The following is a 23961-nucleotide window of genomic DNA, read 5'->3' as shown; positions in this document are numbered from 1 at the left end:
GACCGTGGGAAAACCGCTTCAGGACAGGCATGTTCTTGTCACGGGTGCAGGGTCGGGCATCGGCGCTGCCATTGCGCACCGGCTGGCGCAGGATGGGGCGCTGCTGACGCTGGCCGGGCGGCGCGCTGAGCCGTTGGAGGCCCTGGCGGCCGAACTCGGTGTGGCATGCGCCATTGCCGTTTCCGGCTTCGACGTTACGGCTCCCGAGGCGATTGCTACGGGGCTGGAGAGGGCGCGGGCAAGGTTCGGCGCCGTCTCGATCCTCGTCAACAATGCCGGCGAGGCGCCGAGCGCATCCTTTGAGAAGACGAGCCTCGATCTCTGGTCGAAGGTGCTGGCGGTCGATCTGACCGGCGTCTTTCAGGTAACGCAGGCGGTTCTGCCGGATCTGAAGGCGCATGGACTGGGTGCTCGCATCATCTCCATCGCCTCGACGGCGGGGCTGACGGGCTATGCCTATGTCTCGGCCTATTGCGCCGCCAAGCATGGGGTTATCGGCCTGACACGGGCGCTGGCGCTGGAGCTTGCCCGCAGCGGCATCACGGTCAACGCGGTCTGCCCCGGCTTCACCGATACACCGATCATTGCCAGATCCATCGAGACGATCATGCAGAAGACGGGGCGCAGCGCCGAGGAGGCGCTCGCCGAATTCACCCGCGCCAATCCGCAGGGACGCCTTGTCGCGCCCGAGGAAGTGGCCGACAGCGTGGCCTGGCTCGCCTCGCCGGGCGCCTCTGCCGTGACCGGGCAGGCGATCGCGATCGCCGGCGGCGAGATCATGGCCGGATAACAGGAAAAGCGGAAGAAACCCCATGCCCTTCACCATGTCCAAGCCGATGCGGTTCGGCGATTGCGACCTGACCGGGATCGCCTATCACCCGGCCTATCTGTCCATGCTGGTCGATGTGAACGAGGCGATGTTCGCCTCCTTCGGCATCACCTGGAAGGAACTGATGTTCGAGCGCCGTCTCGGGCTGCCGACGGTGACCCTGAACCTGCAGTTCATGAAGCCTGCCGTCTATGGCGACGTGCTGGATTTTAGCGTGCATGTGCGCGCAATCGGCCGCGCTTCGCTGGACCTCGAAACCGTGGTGACCGTCGAAGGCGAGACCATCTGGACGGTGCGTCAGCGCATCGTGATGACCTCGCTCGACACCCACAAATCCCATCCGTGGCCGGACGATGTGCGTGCCGGCCTGACGCGCTATCTGGAGCCCCATCATGATGCATGAAATCATCCAGCCCGAGGGCTGGGCAAAGCCCATCGGCTATTCCAACGGGATCAGCGCCCGGGGCCGCATCGTGCAGGTGGGCGGGCAGATCGGCTGGGATGAACAGTGCCGGTTCCATTCCGACGACTTCGTCGATCAGGTGCGCCAGACGCTGACCAATATCGTCACCGTGCTGGCGGCTGCGGACGCGAAGCCGGAACATCTGATCCAGATGACTTGGTACTTTACCGATCGCGACGCCTATCGCTCGCGCATGCGCGAGGTCGGCGAGGTCTACCGCGCCATCATCGGCCGGCATTTCCCGCCGATGGCCGCCGTGCAGGTGGTGGCGCTGATGGAAGACCGCGCCAAGGTCGAGATCCAGGCGCTCGCCGTCGTGCCGGACTGAGCGCCGATACCCATCAACCAGAGGAGGAAGACATGAATACCAAGGTTATGCCCGTCGTGACCCGCAAGGGTCAGGAGGACAAGGGAACCGGCCAGTCCGGTGGCTGCGTGCGCGTTTCCGGCGTCGGTCCGCAGCACACGCCGGCCACGAAGATCTGGTTCGGCAAGGTGTCCAACGAGCCAGGCTACCGCTCCTATCCGCATCACCATGGCGAGGCCGAAACCGGCGGCTATGTGCTGAAGGGCAAGGGGCGCATCTATTTCGGCGAGAACTGGCAGGAGTATCTCGACATGGAAGAAGGCGACTTCATCTTCGTGCCGCCGAACTGGCCGCATATCGAGGTCAACATGTCGACCACGGAAGAACTGGTCTGGCTGACCACCCGCACGCCGGACAATATCGTCGTCAACCTGCCCGACGTCGATGACTCGATCCTCGTTGGCTACAGGCGCGCCTGATGAAACTCCTCCGTCATGGTCCGGCGGGCGCCGAAAGGCCCGCCCTTCTCGACACGGACGGCAAGATCCGCGATCTCTCCGGGGTCGTCGCGGATATCGCCGGCGAAACGCTATCCGACGAGGGGCTCGCGCGGCTGCGCGCCATCGATCCGGCGAGCCTGCCCGAGGTAAAGCCCGAGCGCATCGGCGCCTGCGTCGCCCGGCCCGGCAAGTTCATCTGCGTCGGCCTGAACTATGCCGACCACGCGAAGGAAACCGGCAAGGCGCCACCGGAGGAACCGATCCTGTTCATGAAGGCCACCTCTGCCGTGGTCGGTCCGAATGACGATATCGAGATTCCGCACGGTTCGCAGAAAACGGACTGGGAGGTGGAACTCGGCGTCGTGATCGGCACGCGCGCCAAATATGTCTCCGAGGACAAGGCGCTCGAACATGTGGCAGGCTACTGCGTGGTCAACGACGTGTCCGAACGCGCCTTCCAGTCGGAGCGCGGCGGCCAGTGGACCAAAGGCAAGAGCCATGACACGTTCGGCCCGACCGGCCCCTGGCTGGTGACGCGCGACGAGGTGGCGGACCCGCAGAACCTCGCGCTCTGGCTCGACGTGGACGGTCTGCGCCGGCAGACGGGCTCCACCGCCACGATGATCTTCGGGGTTGCTCATCTCGTCAGCTATATCAGCCAGTTCATGACGCTGGAGCCCGGCGACATCATCGCCACCGGCACGCCGCCCGGCGTCGGCATGGGCATCCGCCCCGAGCCGGTCTTCCTGAAGCCCGGCCAGGTCATCACGCTCGGCATCGAAGGTCTGGGCAGCCAGCGTCAGACGACCATCGAAGCGAGGGACTGACCATGGCCGATCTTGCAGGCAAACTCGCCATCGTGACCGGCGGCGCGCGCGGACAGGGCGAGGCAGAGGCCCGGCTCCTGTCGGCGAAGGGTGCGGCCGTGCTGGTGGCGGACGTGCTGATCGCCGAAGGCGAGGCGCTGGCGGCCGAACTTCAGGCGGCGGGCCGGGAGGTGCGTTTCCTGCCGCTCGACGTTTCCGAACCGAAAAGCTGGGCGTCTGTCGTCGAGGCGGCACGCGACTGGAAGGGTCGCATCGACATCCTCGTCAACAATGCCGGCATCATCAATCGCACGCTGGTGGAGACGACGGTGCTGGAGGCCTGGGAGCGGGTGCTGAAGGTGAACCTCACCGGCGCCTTCCTCGGCATTCAGGCGGTGGCCCCACTGATGGTGGAGAGCGGTGGCGGCTCGATCATCAACATCTCGTCGAACAGCGGCTTTTCCGGCCATTACGATCCGGCCTATACGGCGAGCAAATGGGGCCTGCGCGGCCTGACCCGCAGTGCCGCCATGGAGTTTGCCACGAAGGGCATTCGCGTCAATGCGATCTGCCCCGGTCTCGTGGTGACCGGGTTGAACGCCGGCAGCCCGCATCTGAAGCCGATGATCGGGATGACGCCGATGAAGCGCAGCGGCAGGCCGGAAGAAATCGCCGAACTGGTGCTGTTCCTTGCTTCGGACGCTTCCCGCTTCATCACCGGCGAGGACTTCGTCATTGATGGCGGCTTCACCGCGGGGGCGGCCTACCGGCGCGTTGCCGTGGAGACCGGCATCTACAGGGACGAGACCAGCTGAGCCCCCTGCCGGCGGACGGATCCTGTCCGCCGGCGATCATCGGCCGGGCGCGCTGCGGGCCTTCTCCGCCGGCAGCGAAAAAAGCGATTGCCCCGTGCACAGCTGATCGACAGCGGCCATCCGATCCATTAAATCAGATAGTTCGATACACATCTGTCTGGGCCGGATAACAACGCATGACCCCCAATTTTCTGCTGATCGATGCCGAGAAGGAATTCGATGTCCTGAAGGCCGCCGCCTCGCTGGTGCGCGTCCAGATCCTCAAGGTGCTGCATGAATCCAACGGCCTCAATGTCAACGAGATCGCCGAGCGGCTGCAGCAGCCGCAATCTTCGATTTCCGCCAGCGTGGCGGTGCTGGAGGCGGCCGGACTGGTGCGCACCGAAACGCGTAAGGCCCGCAAGGGCAGCCAGAAGATCTGCTTTGCCACCTGCGACGAACTGATCATCTCGTTCCACAAACCGGAAAAGGCGGCGGATGCCAATCTGATCAGCGTGTCCATGCCGCTCGGCCTCTATACCCAGAGTTCCGTCACCGCGCCCTGCGGCATCTGCTCGCCCGACGGCATCATAGGCCTTCTCGACGTGCCAGATACCTTCATGGACCCCGACCGGATGAAGGCGGCGCTGCTCTGGTTCACCTCCGGATATGTGGAGTACCAGTTTCCCAACAATGCCAAGATCCAGGGCCGCACCATCGAGGAGATGGAGTTTTCCATGGAGGTGAGTTCCGAAGTGCCGGGCACGCACAGCAACTGGCCCTCGGATATCACGCTATCGGTCAATGGTGTCGAACTGGGCGTCTGGACCTCGCCCGGCGATTTCGGCGACAAGCGCGGGACCTACACGCCCGACTGGTGGAAGCTCTCCGGCTCGCAATACGGCATGCTGAAGACCTGGCGGATCACCAATGACGGCGCCTTTGTCGATGGCAAACGCATCTCCGATGTCTCTCTGAGGCATCTCGATCTGTCGGCGCATCGCTCCATCCGCCTGCGCATCGAGGTCAAGCAGGATGCCCGCCATCCGGGCGGCCTCAACATCTTCGGGCGCGGTTTCGGCAATTACGACCAGGAGATCCTGCTGCGGCTGCGCACCGCCGCGTGAAATCCGACAATCCATCAAAAGTATGATTTTAGTCGTTGACATCAGGCCGACCTCCGATAACAATATCACAAAATAAAGTCTGTACCAAAATATTCGATACAGATTTGCATGGGAGGAGACCTTATGAAAGCGCGTGTTTCCGTCCACCGGGATTTCCGGATTGGGCGCATTGACGATCGTCTGTATTCTGCCTTCATCGAGCACATGGGCCGCGCCATCTATGGCGGCATCTATGAGCCGGGCCATCCGGAAGCCGATGCGAACGGCTTCCGCAAGGACGTGCTGAAATTTGTCCAGGACCTGAAGATCCCGGCGATTCGCTATCCCGGCGGCAACTTCGTCTCCGCCTATCGCTGGGAAGACGGGATCGGCCCGCGCGACCAGCGCCCGATCCGTCTCGATCTTGCCTGGCGCTCCAAGGAAACCAACCAGATCGGCATCAACGAGTTTGCCGAGTGGGCCGGCATGGCCGGCATCGAGATGATGCTTGCCGTCAACCTCGGCTCGCGCGGGCTGGATGATGCACGCAACTTCCTCGAATATGTGAATTTCCCGGGCGGCACGACGTTGAGCGACCTGCGCCGCAGCCATGGCGCCAACGAACCGCATGGCGTGAAGATGTGGTGCCTCGGCAACGAGATGGACGGCCCCTGGCAGATCGGCCACAAAACGGCGGTGGAATATGGCCGCCTCGCCAACGAGACCGCCAAGGCCTTCAAGGGCTTCGACCCGACCATGGAGGCCATCGTCTGCGGCAGCTCGAACGACCGCATGCCGACCTATCCTGAATGGGAGCGCGAGGTTCTGGAGGAGTGCTACGAGAATGTCGACCACATCTCGCTGCACAAATATTTCGGCAACAACAGCCGAGACACGCTGAACTATTTCGGCAAGATCGAGGAAACCGGCCGCTACATCCAGACCATCGGCGGCGTGATCGATTATGTGAAGGCGAAGAAGCGTGCCAAGAATGATGTCGGCATCTGCTTCGACGAATGGAACGTCTGGTATCATATCCGCGAGGAAGACGGGCAGCGCATCAAGAGCTGGGACTGGCCGGAAGCCCCTGCCCTGCTTGAGGAAACCTACAATTTCGAGGATGCGCTCTTCGTTGCCGGTCTGCTGAACGAGTTCATCCGCCGGTCCGATCGTGTCCGCATCGCCTGCATCGCCCAGCTCGTTAACGTGATTGCGCCCATCCGCGCCGAAAAGAATGGTCCCGCCTGGCGCCAGACGATCTACTATCCCTACCAGTTCGCCTCGCTCTATGGCCGCGGCGATGCGCTGAACGTCGCCGTCGATTGCCCGACCTATGATTGCAGCACGGCCGATGACGTGAAGTATCTTGACGTGGCCGGCGTCTACAATGCGGACGAAGGCGTGGTGACGCTGTTCGTGCTGAACCGTCATCTCACGGAGACAGCCGAGCTGGATGTCAGCCTGATCGGCTACGCCAGGCCGGAGCTTTCCCTGCATCTTGTCATGGAAGGCCATGATCTGCGCATCGGCAACGGTCCGGATGCACCCGACCGCGTCGTTCCCGTGACGGGCAACGGCGTTGCCGTGGAGGATGGTGCGCTGAAGGGCCGGCTTGCGCCGCTTTCCTATCATGTGCTGCGCGTGAAGGTTCAGTGAGGCGGCCATGGGTGTCCGCCTCACAAATGTCGCCAAGTCCTTCGGCAGCTTCCAGGCGCTTAAGGATGTTTCGATGGAGATTCCGACGGGCAGCTTTGCCGTGTTCGTCGGACCCTCCGGCTGCGGCAAGTCCACGCTCCTGCGCATGATCGCGGGACTGGAGGAGACGAGCGGCGGCCAGATCGCCATCGACGATCGGGATGTCACGGCGGTGGAACCCGCCGACCGCCAGGTGGCGATGGTATTCCAGAACTACGCGCTCTATCCGCATCTCTCCGTGTTCGAGAACATGGCCTTCAGCCTGCGGCTCGCGCGCCGGCCGAAGGAGGAGGTGAACCGGCGGGTGCAGGAGGCGGCGCGCATCCTGCAGCTGGAGGATCATCTTCCGAAGAAGCCCTCGCAGCTTTCGGGCGGCCAGCGCCAGCGTGTCGCCATCGGCCGGGCCATCGTGCGCCAGCCCAAGGTGTTTCTGTTCGACGAACCGCTGTCCAACCTCGATGCGGAGCTGCGGGTACAGATGCGCCTGGAACTGACCAGGCTGCACCGCAAGCTCGGCGCCACGATGATCTATGTCACCCATGATCAGGTGGAAGCCATGACGCTGGCGGACCGGATCTTCGTGCTGAAGGGCGGCGTCGTGCAGCAGGCCGGGGCGCCGCTGACGCTCTACGACGATCCGGACAACCGGTTCGTGGCGGGCTTTATCGGCTCGCCGGCCATGAACTTCCTGCCGGCTGTCATCGAGGCCCGTGAGGGCGAGCGGGTGACGCTCCGGCTGGAGGGCGGCGACCATCGGTTCGAGACGCAGCTTGCAGGCGATGCCGCTCTCGGCCAGCCGGTCGAGATCGGGGTCAGGCCCGAGCACCTGCAGATCGCCGACAACGGTCTGCCGGTGCAGGTGGAGGTCGCCGAGGAGCTTGGCGACGTGTCCTATCTCTATGCCCGCACGGCAACCGGGCGGGAAATCGTGGTGCAGCGCCAGGGTTCGCGCGACCGGCTGGATGGCCAGACCGTGCAGCTTTCGGCCACGCCGCGCAACGTGCTGGTCTTCGATGCCGGAGGTGCCAGGCTTCGCTAGACGCAGGGAGGCGTCCGGTGAACAGGGATGACTGCCCGGATCGGACCGGGCGGCGTCGTATTTGGGAAAAACGGGAGGAGAAACGATGCGACTGATCAAGACCATACTGCTGGGCACGGCGCTCAGCCTTGCCGCGCTGCCGGCACTTGCCAGGCAGGACGTCATCTGGTGGGACTTCCTGTCGGGCGGCGATGGCGTGCGCATGAAGGCGCTCATCAATGCCTTCAACCAGGAACATCCCGACATCCAGATCAAGGGCACCACGCTCGAATGGGGCGTGCCCTTCTACACCAAGGTGCGCACCGCGGCGGCCGTCGGTGAGGGGCCGGACGTGATGACCTACCATCTGTCGCGCGCGCCGCTCGGCCTTGAGGAGAAGGTGCTGAGCGAGATCACCCCGAAGGATCTCGAGGAGGCCGGCCTCAAGACCGGCGATTTCTTCGAGGCGCCGATCAAGGCCGCGACCCATGACGGCAAGCTCTATGCCGTGCCCTTCGATATTCACGCGCTGGTTCTCTATTACAATGCCGACATGCTGAAGGGCTCACCCTATCTGGATTCGGCCGGCAAGCTGACCGGTATCAAGAGCATGGCGGATTTCGAGGCGGCGCTGGCCTGGCTGAAGAACAAGGGTGTTCCGACCCCCCTCACCTACCAGTCCGGGGGCGATGCCGGCGTCTGGCGTGTGTTCTACACGCTGCTCGCACAGCAGGGCGGCGAATTTGTCACCAATGGCGAAGTACTGGCCGGCGACAATGCCGAGAAGGCCGCAAAAGTCATCGACATCATGTCCAACTGGCGCGAAAAGGGCTGGGCGCCGGAACAGGCCGAATATGAAGCCTCCGTCGCGCTGTTTTCCGCCGGAAAGTCGGCGTTCCAGCTGAACGGCGTGTGGGAGGTTCCCACCTACAAGGATCTGGAAAAGAGCGGCAAGCTGGGCTTCACGTGGAGTGCCGTGGAAGTGCCGCCCTTCATGGGCAAGCGCGCCACCTGGGCGGATTCGCATGCCTTCGCCATTCCCAACGAGGGCGACAAGACGATTTCCGGCGAAAAGCGCGCCGCCGTCATGAAGGTGATCGGCTGGATGGAAAAGCATGCGATCGGCTGGGCCGATGCGGGTCATATTCCCGCCTATCGGCCGGTGACGGAAAGTGCCGAGTACAAGGGCATGCAGCCGAACGCGACCTATGCCTCGCTCGCCGAGGCGGCCGCCTTCGATCCGCAGACCACGATCACCGGCGTTGCCTCGCCGGCCTATGACGCCGCCCTCAACATCATCGCCCCCGCCATTCAGGGCTATATGAGCGGTGCCGATGCCGTCCAGCAGATCAAGGATGAGCTGCAGGGCAAGCTCAAGTGATCTGCCGTCGCCCTCCGGTTCCCTTCGCCGGAGGGCGTTTTCCATCTGCCGAGACATGCTGGAGGTCGAAACCATGGCAATGATCGAAAACCGGCGCAGGAAGTCGCTGATTGCCCTGACCATGGTCACACCCTTCGTGGTGACCTTTTCCGTCTTCTTTCTTTATCCCATGCTGGAAATGGTGCGCATGAGCTTCACCGACGCGCCGCTGATCGGTGGCGGAAAGTGGGTGGGGCTCGACAATTACCTGAAGCTGTTCAGCGACAGGCTGTTTACGATCTCGCTGAAGAACAACGCCTATTTCGTGGCTCTGACGGTGATCCCGACGACAGCGATCGCCCTGCTGATCGCGCTTGCCATCAGCCGGCTTTCCGGTGTCCGGCAGACGGTGGTGATGAGCCTCTTCTTCCTGCCTTACGTTCTGCCGGTTTCGGTGGTCACCGAGATCTGGGCCTGGATGCTCGACCTGCAGTTCGGCATCCTGCAGCCGGTCATCTCGCTGATCGCCGGCAAGCCGGTGGCCGTGTTCAAGAATCCCTACTGGGTGATGCCGATGGTGGCGGTGGTGACGATCTGGTGGACCAACGGCTTCAACGTGCTGCTGTTCATCGCCGGCCTGCGCAACATTCCGGCCGAGCTTTACGAGGCGGCCGCGCTGGATGGCGCCACCACCTGGCAGAAGTTTTCGCGCGTCACCTGGCCGCTGCTCTGGCCGGTCACCGCGCTGGTGCTGACGCTGCAGCTCATCCTGCAGCTGAAGATCTTCGACCAGATCTATCTCCTGAGTGGCGGCGGCCCGTTCAATTCGTCCTATGTGCTGCTGCTGAAGGTCTATCGCGAGGCCTTCCAGTCGAACAATGGCGGCTATGCCTCGGCGGTGGCAACAGTGCTCTTTGTCCTGATCGTGGTGATTTCCGTCCTGCAATTCCAGCTTCTTCGCATCCGGAGAAATGCATGAGCCCGATGAAGCGCATCGAAAACACCGTTCTGACCGTGCTGACACTGCTGGCGGCGCTGGTGTGGATCTTTCCGCTCTACTGGACCTTCGTCACCTCGATCCGCTCCGACGAAAACGTGGCCGGCAACACCTCGATCCTGCCGGACGAGTTCCAGTTGAAGGCCTATCTGGATGCCATATTCAACACCAAGCTGACGGTGTGGTATGTCAACTCGATCGGCACGGCGGTGATCGTGACCGTCCTCGTCGTGCTGATCTCGATGCTGTGCGCCTATGCGCTGTCGCAGATCCGCTTTCCCGGCCGGCGACTTCTCTATGGCATCGTGCTTGGCAGTTTCATGGTGCCGGCGCAGACGCTGGTCGTCACCCAGTTCGTCCTGATGAACGACCTCAACCTCATCAACAGCTGGGCGGGCATCATCCTGCCGCAGCTCATCGCGCCGGTCGTCATCATCGTCTACAAGCAGTTCTTCGACAGCGTCCCGAAGGAGATGCGCGAGGCCGTGGTGCTGGACGGCGGCGGCGAGTACACCATCCTGTTCAAGGTGTTCCTGCCGCTCAACTGGGGGATTACCACCGCCATGTCAATCGTCACCTTCATCGGCGTCTGGAATGCGTTCTTCTGGCCCTTCCTGGTGGTGACATCGGAAGACATGATGACCATTCCCGTCGGCATCACGCAGGTCAACGATGCCTTCGGCGTTGCCTATGCGCGGCTGATGGCCGTTGCCATGCTCGCGGCGCTGCCCGTCATCGTCACCTATATCATCTTCCAGCGCCGCGTGACGGAGGCGATCATGATCTCGTCCGGCGTGAAAGGATAAAACGGCGCATCCCCGTTGCTCACAGGTGTCGCCTATGGGGGCGCCTGCAGTCATGCCGGTTCCGGGCGGATGCGCTCTCGGGTCGGGGCGCCAGGGCAGGGCAAAGAAAACGGGGGCCGCAAGGCCCCGGTCGATGGTTTCTGGCTTGGCCTGCCTCAGTTGGCGAGCTGCGCCTTGATCTTCGTGACCTCCTCGGCGCTCATTTCGCCGATGGTGGTGACCGCGCCGTCCTTGATCTTCCACAGGCGGAACGGACCGGTGATATCGCCATATTTGTCGAAGGAAACCGGGCCTATCACACCTTCGTACTTGATCGGCTTGCCCTCCTTGATCAGTTTCAGTGCCTTTTCGAATTCCGCCTTGCCGGCATGGATCGGCGTTCCGCCTTCGGCCACTACCTCGGAAATGGCGGTCTTGATGGCCGCCCTGTCCGCCTTGCCTGCCTTGGCGATGGCGAGCGCCACGATAGCACCGGCATCATAGGAGCGGTCGGCGGCAGGAGCACCCGGCGAGATGCCGCCCGAGAACTTTTCGTAATTGGCGTTGAAATATTCGGTCGAGGCCGTCGGTGAGGTGCCGGACGAGGTGCCATAGGCGTCGTTCAGATACTGTGCGCCGACGCTTTCGATGAAGTCCTTGGAATTCATGCCGTCATTCAGCAGGAATTTCGCGGCGCCACCGCCGGAGAGCCAGGCGCGCGCGATCGTTGCGCCGTCCACCGGCGTGCTGACGAGGTAGAGCGCATCCGGATCGCCCTTCATCGCAGCACTCGCTTCGGACGAATAGCTCGCCTGCTTCTCGTTATAGGGCGTCGTGGAGGTGATCGTACCCCCGAGCTTGGCATAGGCGGCGGAGAACTCCTTCACCATGTTGACGCCGAAATCGTTGTTGACATGGATGATGGCGATCTTCTTCAGGCCCTGGTCGAGGGCGTATTTCGCCGCCGCCGTGCCCTGCAGTGCATCCGACGTGATGGTGCGGAAGAACACGCCGTTCGTCTTGCCGTCGCGGCCAAGTGCCGTCAGGGTCGGCGAAGAGGAGGCGGGCGACACCTGCACGACGCCGGCCGGTGCCGTGACGGAGGTCAGGATCGGGATCGACACCGACGAAATGATCCCGCCGATGATGACCGGCACCTTCTTGATGTTGACGAGCTGGGTGGCCTGATCGACAGCCACCGTGCCCTGGCTCTGGCTATCGCGGGTGTCCATCACCAGCTTGCAGCCGCCGACGCCACCGGCCTCGTTGAAATCCCTGAAGGCCATTTCGACGGATTTTGCGCCCGCCTTGCCATATTCGCCGGCCGGACCGGTGAGTTCCATCACGACCCCGACCGTGATGTCGCAATCGGCGGAGAAGGCCGGAAGGGCCGATACGGCAAGCCCTGCCAGCATGGTGGATGCAAGAACCAGTTTTTTCATGTCATTCCCCTTTGTTCAGATTGTATTTCATGATGCTGCCGTGACGTCCGTTGCGGTCGCGTTCGAGCGTGTAGACGTCACCCTCCAACTCCTTCGCCTCGGCCATCACGGCTTCGATATCGGAGAGATCCTTGTCCGACAGGGTGATGTCGGAAATGGCGAGATTTGATGCCAGATGATCGCGGTTGCGCGCGCCGACGATGACGGCGGCAACGCCCGGACGCCGCAGCATGGCGGCGCTGGCGATGGTGGCGATATCGGTGTGGTGGCGGTCGGCGATGCGCCGCAGTGTTGCGAGCAGCGCCTGGAACAGGTCCCAGCCGCCGATATCGTCGATGATCAGCTTGTATTTGGTGAGCGAGCGGTTTTCGAGCGGGTGCTGCGGCTCGGCGATGCCCAGCCATTTGTCGCTGAGAAAGCCGCCGGCCACCGTGCCGTAGCAAAACAGCGCAAAATCATGCTGGGCGGCGAGCGACACCATGCGCTTTTCCGGCCGCCGGTCGAGCAGCGAATATTGCAGCTGCAACGAGGCAAGCGGAATGCCGGCGGCAATGAGCGCGTCGATATGGTCGCTGTCGAAATTGGTGCCGCTGACCTTGTCGATCTTGCCGGCCTGCTGGAGTTCCTTCAGCCAGCCGGCCGTCTCCAGCCAGCCGTCGATGTCATAGGCCCACCAGTGGAACTGCACGAGATCCAGCCGATCGAGGTTCAGCCGCTTCAGCGAGGTGTCGATGACGCCTTCCACGTAAGCCTTGCTGATGGTGGGCAGCACGGCGAGATCCGGCACGAATTTGGTGTGCACGCGAATGCGGCTGAGTGCTTCTTCGCCGCGCAAGTTGCGATAGGCCAGGCGGAACCGGCCGATGAGCTCCTCGACGCCGGTATAGATATCGGCGCAGTCGAAGGTGGTGATGCCGGCATCGGCAAAAGCCACCATGTCGTCGACGGCCAGGGCCGGATCGACGGCGCCGTGCCCGCCGGCCAGTTGCCAGCCGCCGCGGATGATGCGGGAGATTTCGTAGCCGGGGGCGAGCGCGATGCGTTGCATGGTATCAGTCTTCTTTCAGGGGGACGGCAGTGGTTTCGGCATGGCTGAAGCGGCGAAGCCCGGTGCGGCGGATGCGCAGCCGCGTCGCGCAGTTCGGATCGGGGCAGGCAATGTCCGCATCCGTCGTCATCCAGTCATGTGGATGCGTGGGGCGCTGCTTGGCGGCGAGCAGCGGCAGCACGGAGGCGAGCGAATAGATCGAGATGCCCTGCCCAGGCGGCAGATGCAGCATCTCGCCCTTCAGCTCGAAGTAGTCGCCGGGCCTGGCGCCGCAATAGACGGGGCCGTCTTCCGGCACCACGACCTCCACGCGCAGGTCGAAGAGGTCAAAGCTGTCATCCTTGCTCATCGGGCTCTCCTCACGCTGCCTGTTCGCCGGCATCGATCCGGGCGCGGACGAGATCGAAGGAACGGCCGATATCGTTGGCAAGCGCCTGCATGGCGGCCTCCGCATCACCTGTCTCGATTGCCGCGATCATCGCCCAGTGATGGTCGGTGGCGGCAAGGCCGCCCTGTTCGTCATGGATCTGCGCGGCGGCGCGGACCACCGGGCCGGATTGCAGCCACAGGCTTTCCACGATCGGAATCAGCACCTGCGAGCCGGCGGCGCGGTAGATGTGGAAGTGGAAGCGCTGGTTGAACTGCGAGGTGACGGGACCGATGTCCTGCCCGTGCTCCTCGAAGGCCTGATCGCAATCGTGGTTGACCTGCTTCAGGAACGCGATGTCTTCGGCGCTCAGATTCGGTAGCGCCAGCTGGACGAGGCGTCCCTCGATCAGCACGCGGGCGCGCTCCAGATCGTCCAGCCGCTGGCGGGTGATCAGCGGCACGCGCACGGTGCGGTTCGGCATGGCTTCCAGCGCCTGCTCGGAGACGAGACGGCCCAAGGCCTCGCGCACCGGCATGGTGCTGGTCTGCAGCCGTTCGGCGAGATCGACGATCCGCAAGGGGTCGCCGGCGGCAAAGCCGCCATTGATCAGGGTCTGGCGCAACTGGCCATAGACGCGGTCCTGCACGGTTTCCCGCCCAACCGGCGTCAGCGCCTCGACGCTGTTCATCTGTGTTTCCGTCATCCCTGCCTCATGCATCAGCCGTTCGAATTTTCCGGTTGATTTTCTTTTAGGCTTAAAGTTTGATCAAACATCATACATCAAATCAAGACCCAATTTTCATGATGACCGCAAGCGCAATTTCCAGAAGTCCCGCACAGCCTCCCCCGGTCATCGATGCCCGGCGGCTGACGAAGCGTTTTGCCGGCATGACGGCGGTGGACAGCATGTCATTGACGGTGGGGCGTCAGGAGATGGTGGGGCTGATCGGGCCGAACGGGGCCGGCAAGACGACGATGTTCAGCCTGATTGCCGGAAGCCTGCAGCCGACCTCGGGCGAGCTGTGGATTTCCGGGCACGAAGTCTCGCGCGAGGCGCCGGAAAGACGCATCGGCCATGGTCTTGCCCGCACCTTCCAGATCCCGAAACCGTTTGCCGAAATGAGCGTGCTGGAAAACCTGCTGGTCGGTGGGCAGCGCCAGCAGGGCGAAGGCCTGATCGCCAACTTCCTGAAGCCGGCTGCGGTGCGTGCTGAGGAAAAGGCGCTGATCGAAAAGGCACGCGGCCTTCTTGACTTCGTCACCCTCTCCCATCTCGAACATCAGCCGGCACGGGTCCTGTCCGGCGGCCAGCGCAAGCTTCTGGAACTCGCCCGCGTGCTGATGGCCGATCCGGACGTGATCCTGCTCGATGAGCCGGCAGCGGGCGTCAATCCGGCGCTGCTGGAAATCATTATCGAGCGCGTCATCGCGCTCAACAAGCAGGGAAAGTCGATCCTCCTGATCGAGCACAACATGGATATGGTCTCGCGGCTCTGCTCGCGCGTGGTCGCCATGGCGCTCGGCAAGCTTCTGGCGGAAGGCACGCCTGCGGAGGTGGCCTCCAGCCCGGCGGTGATCGAAGCCTATCTCGGAGGCGGCGCATGACGGGCCCCATTCTTTCGACCAGTGGATTGGTCGCCGGCTATGAGCCGGACCTGCCGATCGTGCGCGGCATCGATTTTTCCGTTTCAAGCGGCGAACTGGTGGTGCTGCTCGGTCCGAACGGCGCGGGCAAATCCACCTTCGTCAAGGCCATCGCCGGGCTGGTGCCGATCCATGCCGGCACGATGATGCTGAACGGGCGCGACATCACCCGTGTTGCCCCGCACCGCAAGGTGGCGGAGGGCCTCGCCTTCGTGCCGCAGACGGAAAACGTCTTTGCCACCATGAGCATTCTGGAAAACCTGCAGATCGCGGTTGCCCATCTGCCGAAGGCAAAACGTGGCGCCGCCATCGAGGCGCTGTTTACCCGCTTCCCGGATCTGGCCGCCCGCCCCTCGCGTCTTGCCGGTGCGCTCTCCGGCGGGCAGCGGCAGATGCTGGCGGTGGCGCGCGCGCTGGCGCTCGATCCGCCGGTCATCATTCTCGACGAACCCTCGGCCGGCCTTTCGCCGAAAATCGTCAGCGAGGTCTTCGAGATGCTGAGGGCGATCAATGCAAGCGGCGTGACCGTGCTGCTGGTGGAGCAGAATGTGAAGGCGGCGCTCGCCATTGCCAGCCGCGCCGTCATCCTCGCCGAGGGGCGCATTGCCCATGAAGGCCTGCCGGAAGAGCTCGCCAGCGATCCGCTGGTCGGAAAAATCTACCTCGGAACCGCGCATGGCCATCAGGGGGCGCCCGCATGAACCCGCAATTCATCATGGACGGTCTGATTGCCGGTGCGATCATCGGCCTTGGCGCGGTCGGCGTCACGCTCACCTATTCGATCCTGCGCTTTTCCAATTTCGCCCATGGCGAACTTCTGTCGTGGGGCGCCTACCTGGCGCTCGCCGTCGCCGGTGCGCTCGGCTTCCTGTCGGCGGGGCTGACAAAGCCCATCGCACCCTTCTCCTTCGGCTGGGCGCTGCCGATCTCGACGGTCATCGCCATCGGCCTCACCGGGCTTCTGGCGCTGGCGGTGGATGCGCTCCTCTTTTCCAGCTTCCGGCGGCGTGGCAGCGCGATCATCATCATGGTGATGGCAAGTTTCGGGGCGTCGCTGGCGCTGCGCAGCCTTCTCGAATTCCTGTTCACCTCCCGGCCCGCCTATTTCACCAAGGCGTTGCAGATTGCCATGAAGCTGGGCGGCGGCTTGCGCGCCACGCCCGATCAGTTACTGATGCTGGGCGTGGCGCTGGTGGCGGTCATCATCGTGCATCTTTTGATGACGCGCACCGATATCGGCCGCGCCATGCGGGCGGTCAGCGAAAACCCGGCGCTGGCCAGCATTGCCGGCATTGATGTGCGCCGCGTGATCCGCACCGTCTGGTTCCTCGGTGCTGCTCTCGCTTGCGTCGCCGGCATCATGAGCGGGCTCCTGATCCAGATCCGTCCCTATCTCGGCCATGATCTGCTGTTGCCGCTGTTTGCCGCAGCCATCCTCGGCGGCATCGGCTCGGTGCCGGGCGCCATGCTGGCGGGCCTCATCATCGGTCTCTGCGAGGCGCTCGCCGTGCAGGCGGTGGGGGCGGAGTGGCGCGCCGCCGTCTCCTTTGTCATCCTCATCGCCGTCCTCCTCGTGCGTCCGCGCGGCCTGTTCGGGAAAGCGTCATGACCCTCGATATCCTTGCCTATGCCGCCTTCTTCCTGTCGATGGCGCTGACCTATGCGATCATCTGCCTCGGCCTCAATGTGCAATGGGGGATGACCGGCCTGTTCAATGTCGGCATTGCCGCCTTCGTCGCCGTCGGGGCCTATACCTCGGCGCTTCTCACCACCCCGCCAAGCCCGGATCGCTTTGGCGGTTTCGAGTTGCCGATCTTCGTCGGCTGGCTGGGTGCGGCGATCACCTCCGGTCTGCTGTCCTGGGCGGTCGGGGCGCTGACCATCCGGCTGCGGTCCGATTACCTGGCAATCGCAACCTTCGGCATCGCCGTCACGGTACAGCTTTGCATGCTGAACCTGCAGCCGATTACCGGCGGCGCCTTCGGCATCGGCTTCATTCCGCGGCCGTTCGCCGTTTTACAGGAGAATGCGCTGCTGTTCAGCCTCGCCAATTTCGCCGTCATGGCGGTGGTGGTGCTTGCTCTCTATCTGGCGCTCGAACATCTTGCGAAAAGCCCATGGGGCCGCGTGCTGCGTGCCATCCGCGAGGATGAAATGGCGGCGCAGGCGCTCGGCAAAGGGCCGATCCGCTTTCGGCTTCAGGCCTTTACGCTCGGCGGCGCCATCATGGGACTTGCCGGTGCCGCACAGGCGCATTTCATCGGCTTCATCGCGCCTGACAATTACATGCCGATCCTCACCTTCCAGGTCTGGGCCATGCTGATCGTCGGCGGCTCCGGCAACAATCGCGGCGCAATTGCCGGCGCCATTCTCATCTGGGGGCTTTGGGCGCTGTCTGCCGCCGCCGTCTCCACCTTCGTTCCGGCAGAACAGCAGGCGCGTGCCGCCTCGCTGCAGATCGTCGCCATCGGCGTCGGCCTCTGCCTCATGCTTCTCTGGCGCCCGCGCGGCCTGTTCGGCGAGGTCAGCCCGCTGACCCGCCTGAAATCGTTGCGCGCCGCCCCATCCAAGGAATGATTGCCATGCAAGCCCATCCCGAACGCACCCTTCTTGCCCCCGGTCTGGAGATCAGCCGCCTCGTCTGCGGCCTCTGGCAGGTGGCCGATATCGAGAAGGATGGCACGATCATCGATCCCGAACAGGGCGCCGATGCGCTGGAGGCCTATGCCCGCGCCGGTTTCGACACCTTCGACATGGCCGATCATTACGGCTCGGCCGAAATCATCACCGGACATCTGCTGAGACGGTTTCCGGCAGTCGGCTCCAGACCGCGGGCCTTCACCAAATGGTGCCCGGAACCGGGTCCAATGACGCGCGACATTGTTCGTCGTGGTGTGGAGGAACGGCTCCAGCGCCTCGGCGTCGACAGGATCGATCTCTTGCAGTTCCACTGGTGGACCTTCGAGCATCCGGCCTGGCTGGATGCGCTGCACGAGATGCAGGCGATGAAGCAGGAAGGCCTGATCGGCGCGCTTGGCCTCACCAATGTCGATGCAGCGCACCTGGCGCTCGCACTGGCGGACGGTATCGAGATCGCCAGCAACCAGGTCTCCTTCTCGCTGGTCGACCGCCGCGCCGCCGGTGCCCTGTCGGATCTCTGCGCCACAAGCGGCGTGAGGCTGCTCGCCTATGGCACGCTCTGCGGCGGCTTTCTTTCGGAAAAGTGGCTCGGCCAGCCGGAGCCCGCCTCCATTCCCGACTGGAGCCGCTCGAAGTACAAGCGTTTCATCGATACGGCGGGCGGCTGGGAGCCCTATCAGGCCATTCTGCGGGCCGCCTCCGAGATTGCGAGAAAGCACGGCGTGTCGCTGTCGAATGTCGCGAGCCGCTGGGTGCTGGAGCATGAGGCGGTGGCGGCCACCATCATCGGCGCTCGGCTGGGCGAAAGCGAGCACCGCGACGACAACCTCAACGTCTTCCGTTTCGCGCTGGATGCAGAGGATCACGCCCTGCTGGATGCAGCTTTCGCTGAGACGAAGCCCATTCCCGGCGATTGCGGCGACGAATACCGCAAGCCTCCCTTCCTGACGGCCTCGGGCGATCTCAGCCATCACCTCGACGCCATCCCGTCCGTCTATCAGGCCGAGCCGGTCCCCGGTCGCCCGGGCCGGATGCGCGTGTCCTCCGGCAGTATCTGGGAGCCGATCGCCGGCTACAGCCGCGCGGTCAGGATCGGCAATCGCGTACTCGTCTCCGGCACCACGGCGACGCATGGCACGGACCGGTGCGTGGCGCCCGGCGATGCCGGCGCGCAGGCGACCTACATTCTCGACAAGATCGCGGCCTCCCTTAATCCGCTGGGGGCGAGGATGGAGGATGTGGTGCGCACCCGCATCTATCTGAAGGATGCGTCCAGATGGGAGCCCGTGTCGCGCGCTCATGGCCGGGTATTCGGCGCTGTCCTGCCGGCCAACACGCTGATCGAAGCCGGCAATCTGATCGGCGACTATGAGGTGGAAATCGAGGCCGAGGCGGTTATCGACGAAGCCTGAGCCGGGTTTGGCAAGTGTGCCTCTTCCCGCCGCGATGACAGGAAGAGGTCCAGGGCTCAGGAAAAGGCGATCTGCGCCTTCATGGCCTGGCTGCGATCCGAGGCGATTTCGAAGGCCGAAATCGCCTCGTCCAGCCCGACCGTATGGGTGATGAGCGGTTTCACGTCGATCAGCCCCTTCTGCATCAGCGCCACGCCGGTGGCGAATTCCTCGTGGAAGCGGAAGGAGCCGCGCAGATCCAGTTCCTTGGCGGTGATCGCCATCATCGGCAGGCTCATGTCGCCGCCCAGGCCGAGCTGCACGATGACGCCGCGCGGGCGAAGTGCTGCAATGCCGGCGGCAAGCGCCGGAGCCGCGCCGGAGCACTCGTAGAGCACGTCGAACGTGCCCTTGTCGGCGCCATAGGCGGACAGCGCATCCGGCTCCATCCGGCTGTTGATGGTGCGGTCCGCACCGGCCCGTGCCGCAAGTGCCAACGTGAAGTCGGAGAGGTCGGTTGCGACAATCTCGGCGGCACCGGCGCGCCGGGCCGCGAGGATCGCCAGTACGCCGATCGGTCCGCAGCCGGTGACAAGCACGCGCTTGCCCAGCATCTCGCCGGCGCGGCGGGTGGCATGCAGCACCACGGCCAGCGGTTCGGCCATAGCCGCTTCGCCGGGGCTCAGGCCGTCGGCCGGCACGCATTGCAGCACGTCTGCCACCAGGCTTTCGCGGAACGCGCCCTGAATGTGCGGAAAGGGCATGGCGCTGCCGTAAAAGCGCATGTTGAGGCACTGGTTGTGCAGACCCTGCTGGCAATAGCGGCAGCTGCGGCAGGGCCGCGATGGCGAAACGGCCACCAGCTGGCCGACAGAAAGCCCGCTCGTCTCCGGTCCCAGTTCCTCGACATAGGCGGATACCTCATGGCCGAGGATCATCGGCTCCTTGAGACGCACCGTGCCGAAGCCGCCGTGGTTGTAATAATGCAGGTCGCTGCCGCAGACCCCGCCGGTGGCAAGCCGCAGGCGCACCTCTCCCGGGCCCGGCCGCTCATCCGGCCGTTCCTCGATCCGCAGGTCTCTTGCGCCATGCGCGACGATTGCTCTCATGTGTCGTCCTCCCTTTCAGATCACCGGCGTCAGCAGCGGCTGTCCGGCAAAGTGCGCCGACAGGTTGTCGCGCACCAGCTTTCCCATGGCCTGCCGCGTCTCGATGGTGCCCGATGCATGGTGCGGCTGCAGCAGCACGTTGTCGAGCGCGAGGAAACGGGGGTTGAGCTTCGGCTCGCCCTCGAAGACGTCGAGCGCTGCCGAACCGAGCCGTCCCTCTTCAAGGGCCGAGAGCAGGGCCTCTTCATCAATGTTGGAGGCGCGCGAAATGTTGATCAGCATGCCCTCCGGCCCCAGCGCCTCGATCACCTGTCTGCCGACGATATGACGGGTCGCCGCGGAGGCGGCGAGCGTCACGAACAGAAAGTCGCAGCCGGCCGCCAGCGCGACGGGATCGGCGACGAACTGCATGTCGGATGCGTAATCCTTCGCGGCCACGTCCGAGTAGGAAAGCTGCATGTCAAAGCCCTTCAGGCGCTTGGCGACCTCGAAGCCGATGCGGCCAAGACCCAGGATGCCGGCCCGGCGACCCCACACGCGCCGCTGCAGCGGATAGAGACCGCGCGTTGCCCAGCTGCCGTCCCTCACCCATCGTTCGGCGCCGATCATGCCGCGCGACAGGTTCAGCATCATGGCAACGCCCAGATCGGCGACGTCGCTGGTCAGCACGTCCGGCGTGTTGGTGACGCGGATGCCCGCGGCGCGGGCAGCGTCCAGATCCACTGCATCATAGCCCACGCCGTAGACGGAAATGATTTCCAGGTTCGGGCAGGACTGGATCATGGCGCGCCCTGCACCAAGTTCTCCGCGTGTGGCGATGCCGCGAATGTGCGGCCCGACGTCCTGCAGGAACCGCTCCTTGTCTGCCGCCTCGAAATAGCGGTGGACGACGAAGGCCTCGTTGAGTGGCTTTTCGTCCCAGTCCGGATAAGGTCCGACCTGCAGGATATGGGGCTTGGTCATTTCGGTGTCTCCGTCCCTTGACATCATATGTTATCGATAACATAAACAGGGCAGCTCGACTTGTCGAGATGCTGTTCGGGAGGAAAAATGAGCGTTCAACTGTTCGATCTGACGGGCAAGCGTGCCCTGGTGACCGGCTCCTCGCAGGGCATCGGACTTGCCCTGGCGCGCGGGCTGAAGGCCGCCGGCGCCGAGGTGGTGCTGAACGGCCGCGACGAGGCAAAGCTGAAGGCCGCCGCCGAGGATGTGGGGACGGTCCACCGTCTCGCCTTCGATGCCACGGACCATGCGGCCGTCAAGGCGGCGGTGGATGCCTTCGAAGCGGAGACCGGTGCGATCGACATCCTGGTCAACAATGCCGGGATGCAGCATCGCACGCCGCTTGAGGATTTTCCGGTGGACGCCTTCGAGAGACTGATGCGCACCAATGTCTCCACCGTCTTCAACGTGGGGCAGGCCGTCGCGCGGCACATGATCGGCCGCGGACGCGGCAAGATCATCAACATCGCCAGCGTGCAGACCGCGCTGGCGCGGCCGGGCATTGCGCCCTACACCGCCACCAAGGGCGCGGTCGCCAACCTGACCAAGGGCATGGCAACCGACTGGGCGCGCCACGGCCTGCAATGCAATGCGATTGCGCCCGGCTATTTCGATACGCCGCTGAATGCCGCGCTGGTGTCCGATCCTGCCTTTTCCGCCTGGCTGGAGAAGCGCACTCCCGCCGGTCGCTGGGGCAAGGTTGAAGAACTGGTCGGCGCCTGCATATTCCTAGCCTCGGATGCCTCCTCCTTTGTGAATGGACACGTGCTTTATGTCGATGGCGGAATCACAGCTTCTCTCTGACTTTCCAAGACGCATGGTGCTGATGGGTGTTGCCGGTTCCGGCAAGTCCACGGTGGGCGAGGCGCTGTCCGCCCGCACCGGCGCCCGGTACTTTGACGGCGACGACCTGCATCCGCCGGCCAACATCGAGAAGATGAGCCGCGGCGAGCCGTTGACCGATGCGGACCGCTGGCCCTGGCTGACGCGGGTGGGCGAGGCGCTGGGAAAGGTCGAGACGCCGCTGGTGATCGGCTGCTCGGCTCTGAAGCGCATCTATCGCGATCACATTCGCCAGACGGCGGGCGGGCCGGTGATCTTCGTGCATCTGTCCGGCGCGCGTGAGGTCATTGCCGGGCGCATGGGCGCCCGTACCGGCCACTTCATGCCGACCAGCCTGCTCGACAGCCAGTTTGCCGCCCTCGAGCCGCCGCAAGCCGACGAGCAGGCGGTCACCGTCGACATCGACCAGCCGCTCGAGGATGTGGTGGAAGACATTCTGCGCCAGTTGAAGGATCTGAAGCCATGACAAACAAGGTGGCGCTGATCGGCGCTGGAGCCATGGGCGGTGCCATCGGCACGCGGCTTGCCGAAACCGGCAACCGCCTCGTCGTTTTCGACCTGGATGCGGAAAAGGTTCAGGCGCTTGTCGACAAGGGTGCGATCGCTGCGCCGTCTGCGGCCGAGGCGGCGGCGCAGAGCGATTGCGTCATTCTCAGCCTCAACTCGCCCGGCATCGTGCGCCGGGCGGTGTTCGGCGAGACGGGTGTGGCAGAGGGCGCGCGACCGGGCACGCTGATCATCGACATGTCGTCGATCGATCCGGAAGCCACCCGCCAGCTTGCGGCGGATGCCGCAGCCAGGGGCCTGCGCTGGGTGGATAGCCCGCTCTCCGGCGGCGCGCCAAAGGCGCTGATCGGCCAGTTGACGCTGATGGCGGGCGGAACCGAGCAAGACGTGGCCGATGCCCGTGCGGTCCTGCAGCATGTGGCCAGCAACTTCACCCATATGGGGCCTGTCGGCGCAGGCCAGACCACCAAGCTCATCAACCAGGTTCTGTGCGGGCTGAATTTTCTGGCGGTCGCCGAAGCCACGCAGCTGGCTCTTGATGCGGGCGTGGATGCGGCCAAGATCCCGCAGGCACTCAAGGGCGGTCGCGCCGACAGCGCCGTCCTGCAGGAATACATGCCGCGCTTCGTTGCGAAGGATTACCGCCGCACGGGCCGCATCGACAATATGGTCAAGGATCTGAACGGCGCGCAGGATCTGGCGCGGCGAACCAATACCGCCATGCCACTGACGGCCACCTGTGCCGAAGTGCACCGCATGCTGACCGCTGCCGGACTGGGCGGCGAGGATCAGGCAGCCTTGATGGAATATTTCCGGGGACCGAAGAGGGAGAATTTCGAATGATCACCCGTTATGCGCTGTTCGAAGGCAAGGTAAAGGAGGGGCAGACCGAAGCCTTCCGCCAGGCGGTCATCGAACGCATCCTGCCGAAATGGAAGGCCTTCCCGCATGCGACCGACGTGCGCATTTCCTTTGCCGAGGCGCGCGACGACGGGGCGCCTGAACTGCCGATGATTCTTGCCATCAACTATCCGAGCCTTGCTGCTGTGGACGAGGCGCTCGCAAGCCCGGTGCGGGCCGAGGCCCGCGCCGCGACGGAAGCGGTGCTGGCAGAATTCTTCGACGGGCGCATTCACCACCATGTGACCCTTGCCAACGAATACGCGCTCTGAACGACGCCATTGTCCGGCGGGCGGCATCGACAGGTGCCGCCTTTTCTGTTGGCGGCCGCAAAGACACAGCCGGCACGGCTTGCCATCCACTCGCTTTCAGCGTGTAGTGGGGCTGGTAACGATAACATGATGA

27 protein-coding genes are annotated in these 23961 nt (G+C 63.9%); 21 read left to right on the top strand and 6 right to left on the bottom strand.

The annotated features are described in order from the left end of the window. Positions 1-4: 4 nt before the first annotated feature. The 12 genes from KLP42_RS17625 to KLP42_RS17570 all read left to right on the top strand — a co-directional run bounded on the left by KLP42_RS17625 (position 5) and on the right by KLP42_RS17570 (position 10681). Entirely contained in the window at positions 5-790 is a 786-nt protein-coding gene (locus KLP42_RS17625; protein ID WP_353844889.1) for an SDR family NAD(P)-dependent oxidoreductase, read from the top strand. A 22-nt stretch (positions 791-812) separates the two neighbouring features. Continuing rightward, positions 813-1232 (top strand): acyl-CoA thioesterase, encoded by a 420-nt coding sequence (locus KLP42_RS17620; protein ID WP_215568261.1) that lies wholly within the window; start codon positions 813-815, stop codon positions 1230-1232. Beyond that, entirely contained in the window at positions 1225-1620 is a 396-nt protein-coding gene (locus KLP42_RS17615; RefSeq protein ID WP_215568363.1) for a RidA family protein, read from the top strand. The genes KLP42_RS17620 and KLP42_RS17615 overlap by 8 nt, the downstream gene beginning before the upstream one ends. Positions 1621-1652: 32 nt before the next feature. Then, on the top strand, positions 1653-2078 hold the full coding sequence (locus tag KLP42_RS17610) for a cupin domain-containing protein (RefSeq protein ID WP_215568260.1): 426 nt from the start codon (positions 1653-1655) through the stop codon (positions 2076-2078). Continuing rightward, positions 2078-2926 carry a fumarylacetoacetate hydrolase family protein gene (locus KLP42_RS17605; RefSeq protein WP_215568259.1) on the top strand — a complete coding sequence of 283 codons (849 nt, stop codon included), beginning with the start codon at positions 2078-2080 and terminating at the stop codon, positions 2924-2926. The genes KLP42_RS17610 and KLP42_RS17605 overlap by 1 nt, the downstream gene beginning before the upstream one ends. Before the next feature lie 2 nt (positions 2927-2928). Beyond that, positions 2929-3720 carry an SDR family NAD(P)-dependent oxidoreductase gene (locus KLP42_RS17600; RefSeq protein WP_215568258.1) on the top strand — a complete coding sequence of 264 codons (792 nt, stop codon included), beginning with the start codon at positions 2929-2931 and terminating at the stop codon, positions 3718-3720. A gap of 176 nt (positions 3721-3896) precedes the next feature. Then, positions 3897-4826: an ArsR/SmtB family transcription factor gene (locus KLP42_RS17595; RefSeq protein WP_215568257.1), complete on the top strand. Its 930-nt coding sequence runs from the start codon at positions 3897-3899 to the stop codon at positions 4824-4826. Positions 4827-4949: 123 nt separating this feature from the next. Then, positions 4950-6461 (top strand): arabinosylfuranosidase ArfA, encoded by a 1512-nt coding sequence (gene arfA / locus KLP42_RS17590; protein ID WP_215568256.1) that lies wholly within the window; start codon positions 4950-4952, stop codon positions 6459-6461. A 7-nt stretch (positions 6462-6468) separates the two neighbouring features. After that, complete coding sequence (locus tag KLP42_RS17585; RefSeq protein ID WP_215568255.1) at positions 6469-7539, top strand: ABC transporter ATP-binding protein; 1071 nt, start codon at positions 6469-6471, stop codon at positions 7537-7539. Between the two features lie 85 nt (positions 7540-7624). Beyond that, positions 7625-8899 carry an extracellular solute-binding protein gene (locus KLP42_RS17580; RefSeq protein ID WP_215568254.1) on the top strand — a complete coding sequence of 425 codons (1275 nt, stop codon included), beginning with the start codon at positions 7625-7627 and terminating at the stop codon, positions 8897-8899. Between the two features lie 73 nt (positions 8900-8972). Continuing rightward, on the top strand, positions 8973-9857 hold the full coding sequence (locus KLP42_RS17575) for a carbohydrate ABC transporter permease (RefSeq protein WP_252193070.1): 885 nt from the start codon (positions 8973-8975) through the stop codon (positions 9855-9857). Then, entirely contained in the window at positions 9854-10681 is an 828-nt protein-coding gene (locus tag KLP42_RS17570; protein ID WP_215568253.1) for a carbohydrate ABC transporter permease, read from the top strand. The genes KLP42_RS17575 and KLP42_RS17570 overlap by 4 nt, the downstream gene beginning before the upstream one ends. Positions 10682-10836: 155 nt before the next feature. Here the strand turns inward: KLP42_RS17570 and KLP42_RS17565 are convergent, their stop codons facing one another. The 4 genes from KLP42_RS17565 to KLP42_RS17550 are packed head-to-tail and all read right to left on the bottom strand — an operon-like array spanning position 10837 to position 14223. Next, complete coding sequence (locus KLP42_RS17565) at positions 10837-12102, bottom strand: ABC transporter substrate-binding protein (RefSeq protein ID WP_215568252.1); 1266 nt, start codon at positions 12100-12102, stop codon at positions 10837-10839. A 1-nt stretch (position 12103) separates the two neighbouring features. Then, positions 12104-13150, bottom strand: coding sequence for an aldo/keto reductase (locus KLP42_RS17560; protein ID WP_215568251.1), 1047 nt, complete (start codon positions 13148-13150; stop codon positions 12104-12106). A 4-nt stretch (positions 13151-13154) separates the two neighbouring features. Beyond that, positions 13155-13499 carry a TIGR04076 family protein gene (locus KLP42_RS17555; RefSeq protein ID WP_215568250.1) on the bottom strand — a complete coding sequence of 115 codons (345 nt, stop codon included), beginning with the start codon at positions 13497-13499 and terminating at the stop codon, positions 13155-13157. A 10-nt stretch (positions 13500-13509) separates the two neighbouring features. Continuing rightward, positions 13510-14223, bottom strand: coding sequence for a GntR family transcriptional regulator (locus KLP42_RS17550; protein ID WP_215568249.1), 714 nt, complete (start codon positions 14221-14223; stop codon positions 13510-13512). A gap of 98 nt (positions 14224-14321) precedes the next feature. On the opposite strand from KLP42_RS17550, the gene KLP42_RS17545 reads away from it, so the two are divergent. Genes KLP42_RS17545 through KLP42_RS17525 form a run of 5 tightly spaced genes read left to right on the top strand, consistent with a single transcriptional unit; the run spans position 14322 to position 19216 of the window. Further along, on the top strand, positions 14322-15125 hold the full coding sequence (locus tag KLP42_RS17545) for an ABC transporter ATP-binding protein (RefSeq protein WP_502941312.1): 804 nt from the start codon (positions 14322-14324) through the stop codon (positions 15123-15125). Beyond that, positions 15122-15865 (top strand): ABC transporter ATP-binding protein, encoded by a 744-nt coding sequence (locus KLP42_RS17540; RefSeq protein ID WP_215568248.1) that lies wholly within the window; start codon positions 15122-15124, stop codon positions 15863-15865. The genes KLP42_RS17545 and KLP42_RS17540 overlap by 4 nt, the downstream gene beginning before the upstream one ends. After that, positions 15862-16773 (top strand): branched-chain amino acid ABC transporter permease, encoded by a 912-nt coding sequence (locus tag KLP42_RS17535; protein ID WP_215568247.1) that lies wholly within the window; start codon positions 15862-15864, stop codon positions 16771-16773. The genes KLP42_RS17540 and KLP42_RS17535 overlap by 4 nt, the downstream gene beginning before the upstream one ends. Then, positions 16770-17741 carry a branched-chain amino acid ABC transporter permease gene (locus tag KLP42_RS17530; protein ID WP_215568246.1) on the top strand — a complete coding sequence of 324 codons (972 nt, stop codon included), beginning with the start codon at positions 16770-16772 and terminating at the stop codon, positions 17739-17741. The genes KLP42_RS17535 and KLP42_RS17530 overlap by 4 nt, the downstream gene beginning before the upstream one ends. Next, positions 17738-19216, top strand: a complete 1479-nt coding sequence (locus KLP42_RS17525) for an aldo/keto reductase (RefSeq protein ID WP_215568245.1) — start codon at positions 17738-17740, stop codon at positions 19214-19216. Before KLP42_RS17530 ends, KLP42_RS17525 begins: the two co-directional genes overlap by 4 nt. Before the next feature lie 56 nt (positions 19217-19272). On the opposite strand, the gene KLP42_RS17520 is transcribed toward KLP42_RS17525, so the two are convergent. Both KLP42_RS17520 and KLP42_RS17515 read right to left on the bottom strand, forming a co-directional pair. Then, a complete protein-coding gene (locus KLP42_RS17520) occupies positions 19273-20304 on the bottom strand; it encodes an L-idonate 5-dehydrogenase (RefSeq protein ID WP_215568244.1) in 1032 nt (343 codons plus the stop codon). Positions 20305-20319: 15 nt separating this feature from the next. Then, positions 20320-21267, bottom strand: coding sequence for a 2-hydroxyacid dehydrogenase (locus KLP42_RS17515; protein ID WP_215568243.1), 948 nt, complete (start codon positions 21265-21267; stop codon positions 20320-20322). A gap of 87 nt (positions 21268-21354) precedes the next feature. Between KLP42_RS17515 and KLP42_RS17510 the strand changes: the two genes are divergently transcribed. Genes KLP42_RS17510 through KLP42_RS17495 form a run of 4 tightly spaced genes read left to right on the top strand, consistent with a single transcriptional unit; the run spans position 21355 to position 23828 of the window. Then, a complete protein-coding gene (locus tag KLP42_RS17510) occupies positions 21355-22110 on the top strand; it encodes an SDR family oxidoreductase (protein WP_215568242.1) in 756 nt (251 codons plus the stop codon). After that, entirely contained in the window at positions 22079-22615 is a 537-nt protein-coding gene (locus tag KLP42_RS17505) for a gluconokinase (protein ID WP_252193069.1), read from the top strand. The genes KLP42_RS17510 and KLP42_RS17505 overlap by 32 nt, the downstream gene beginning before the upstream one ends. Next, a complete protein-coding gene (locus KLP42_RS17500) occupies positions 22612-23499 on the top strand; it encodes an NAD(P)-dependent oxidoreductase (RefSeq protein ID WP_215568241.1) in 888 nt (295 codons plus the stop codon). The genes KLP42_RS17505 and KLP42_RS17500 overlap by 4 nt, the downstream gene beginning before the upstream one ends. Further along, the gene (locus KLP42_RS17495; RefSeq protein WP_215568240.1) at positions 23496-23828 is read left to right on the top strand and encodes a hypothetical protein; all 333 of its coding nucleotides are present in this window, start codon (positions 23496-23498) and stop codon (positions 23826-23828) included. The genes KLP42_RS17500 and KLP42_RS17495 overlap by 4 nt, the downstream gene beginning before the upstream one ends. Positions 23829-23961 lie beyond the last annotated feature (133 nt).

This window comes from Rhizobium sp. CSW-27 (assembly GCF_018760785.1).
GTDB lineage: Bacteria > Pseudomonadota > Alphaproteobacteria > Rhizobiales > Rhizobiaceae > Neorhizobium.
Note: the sequence above shows the minus strand (reverse complement) of the source record. Positions and strands in the feature narration are given on the sequence as shown.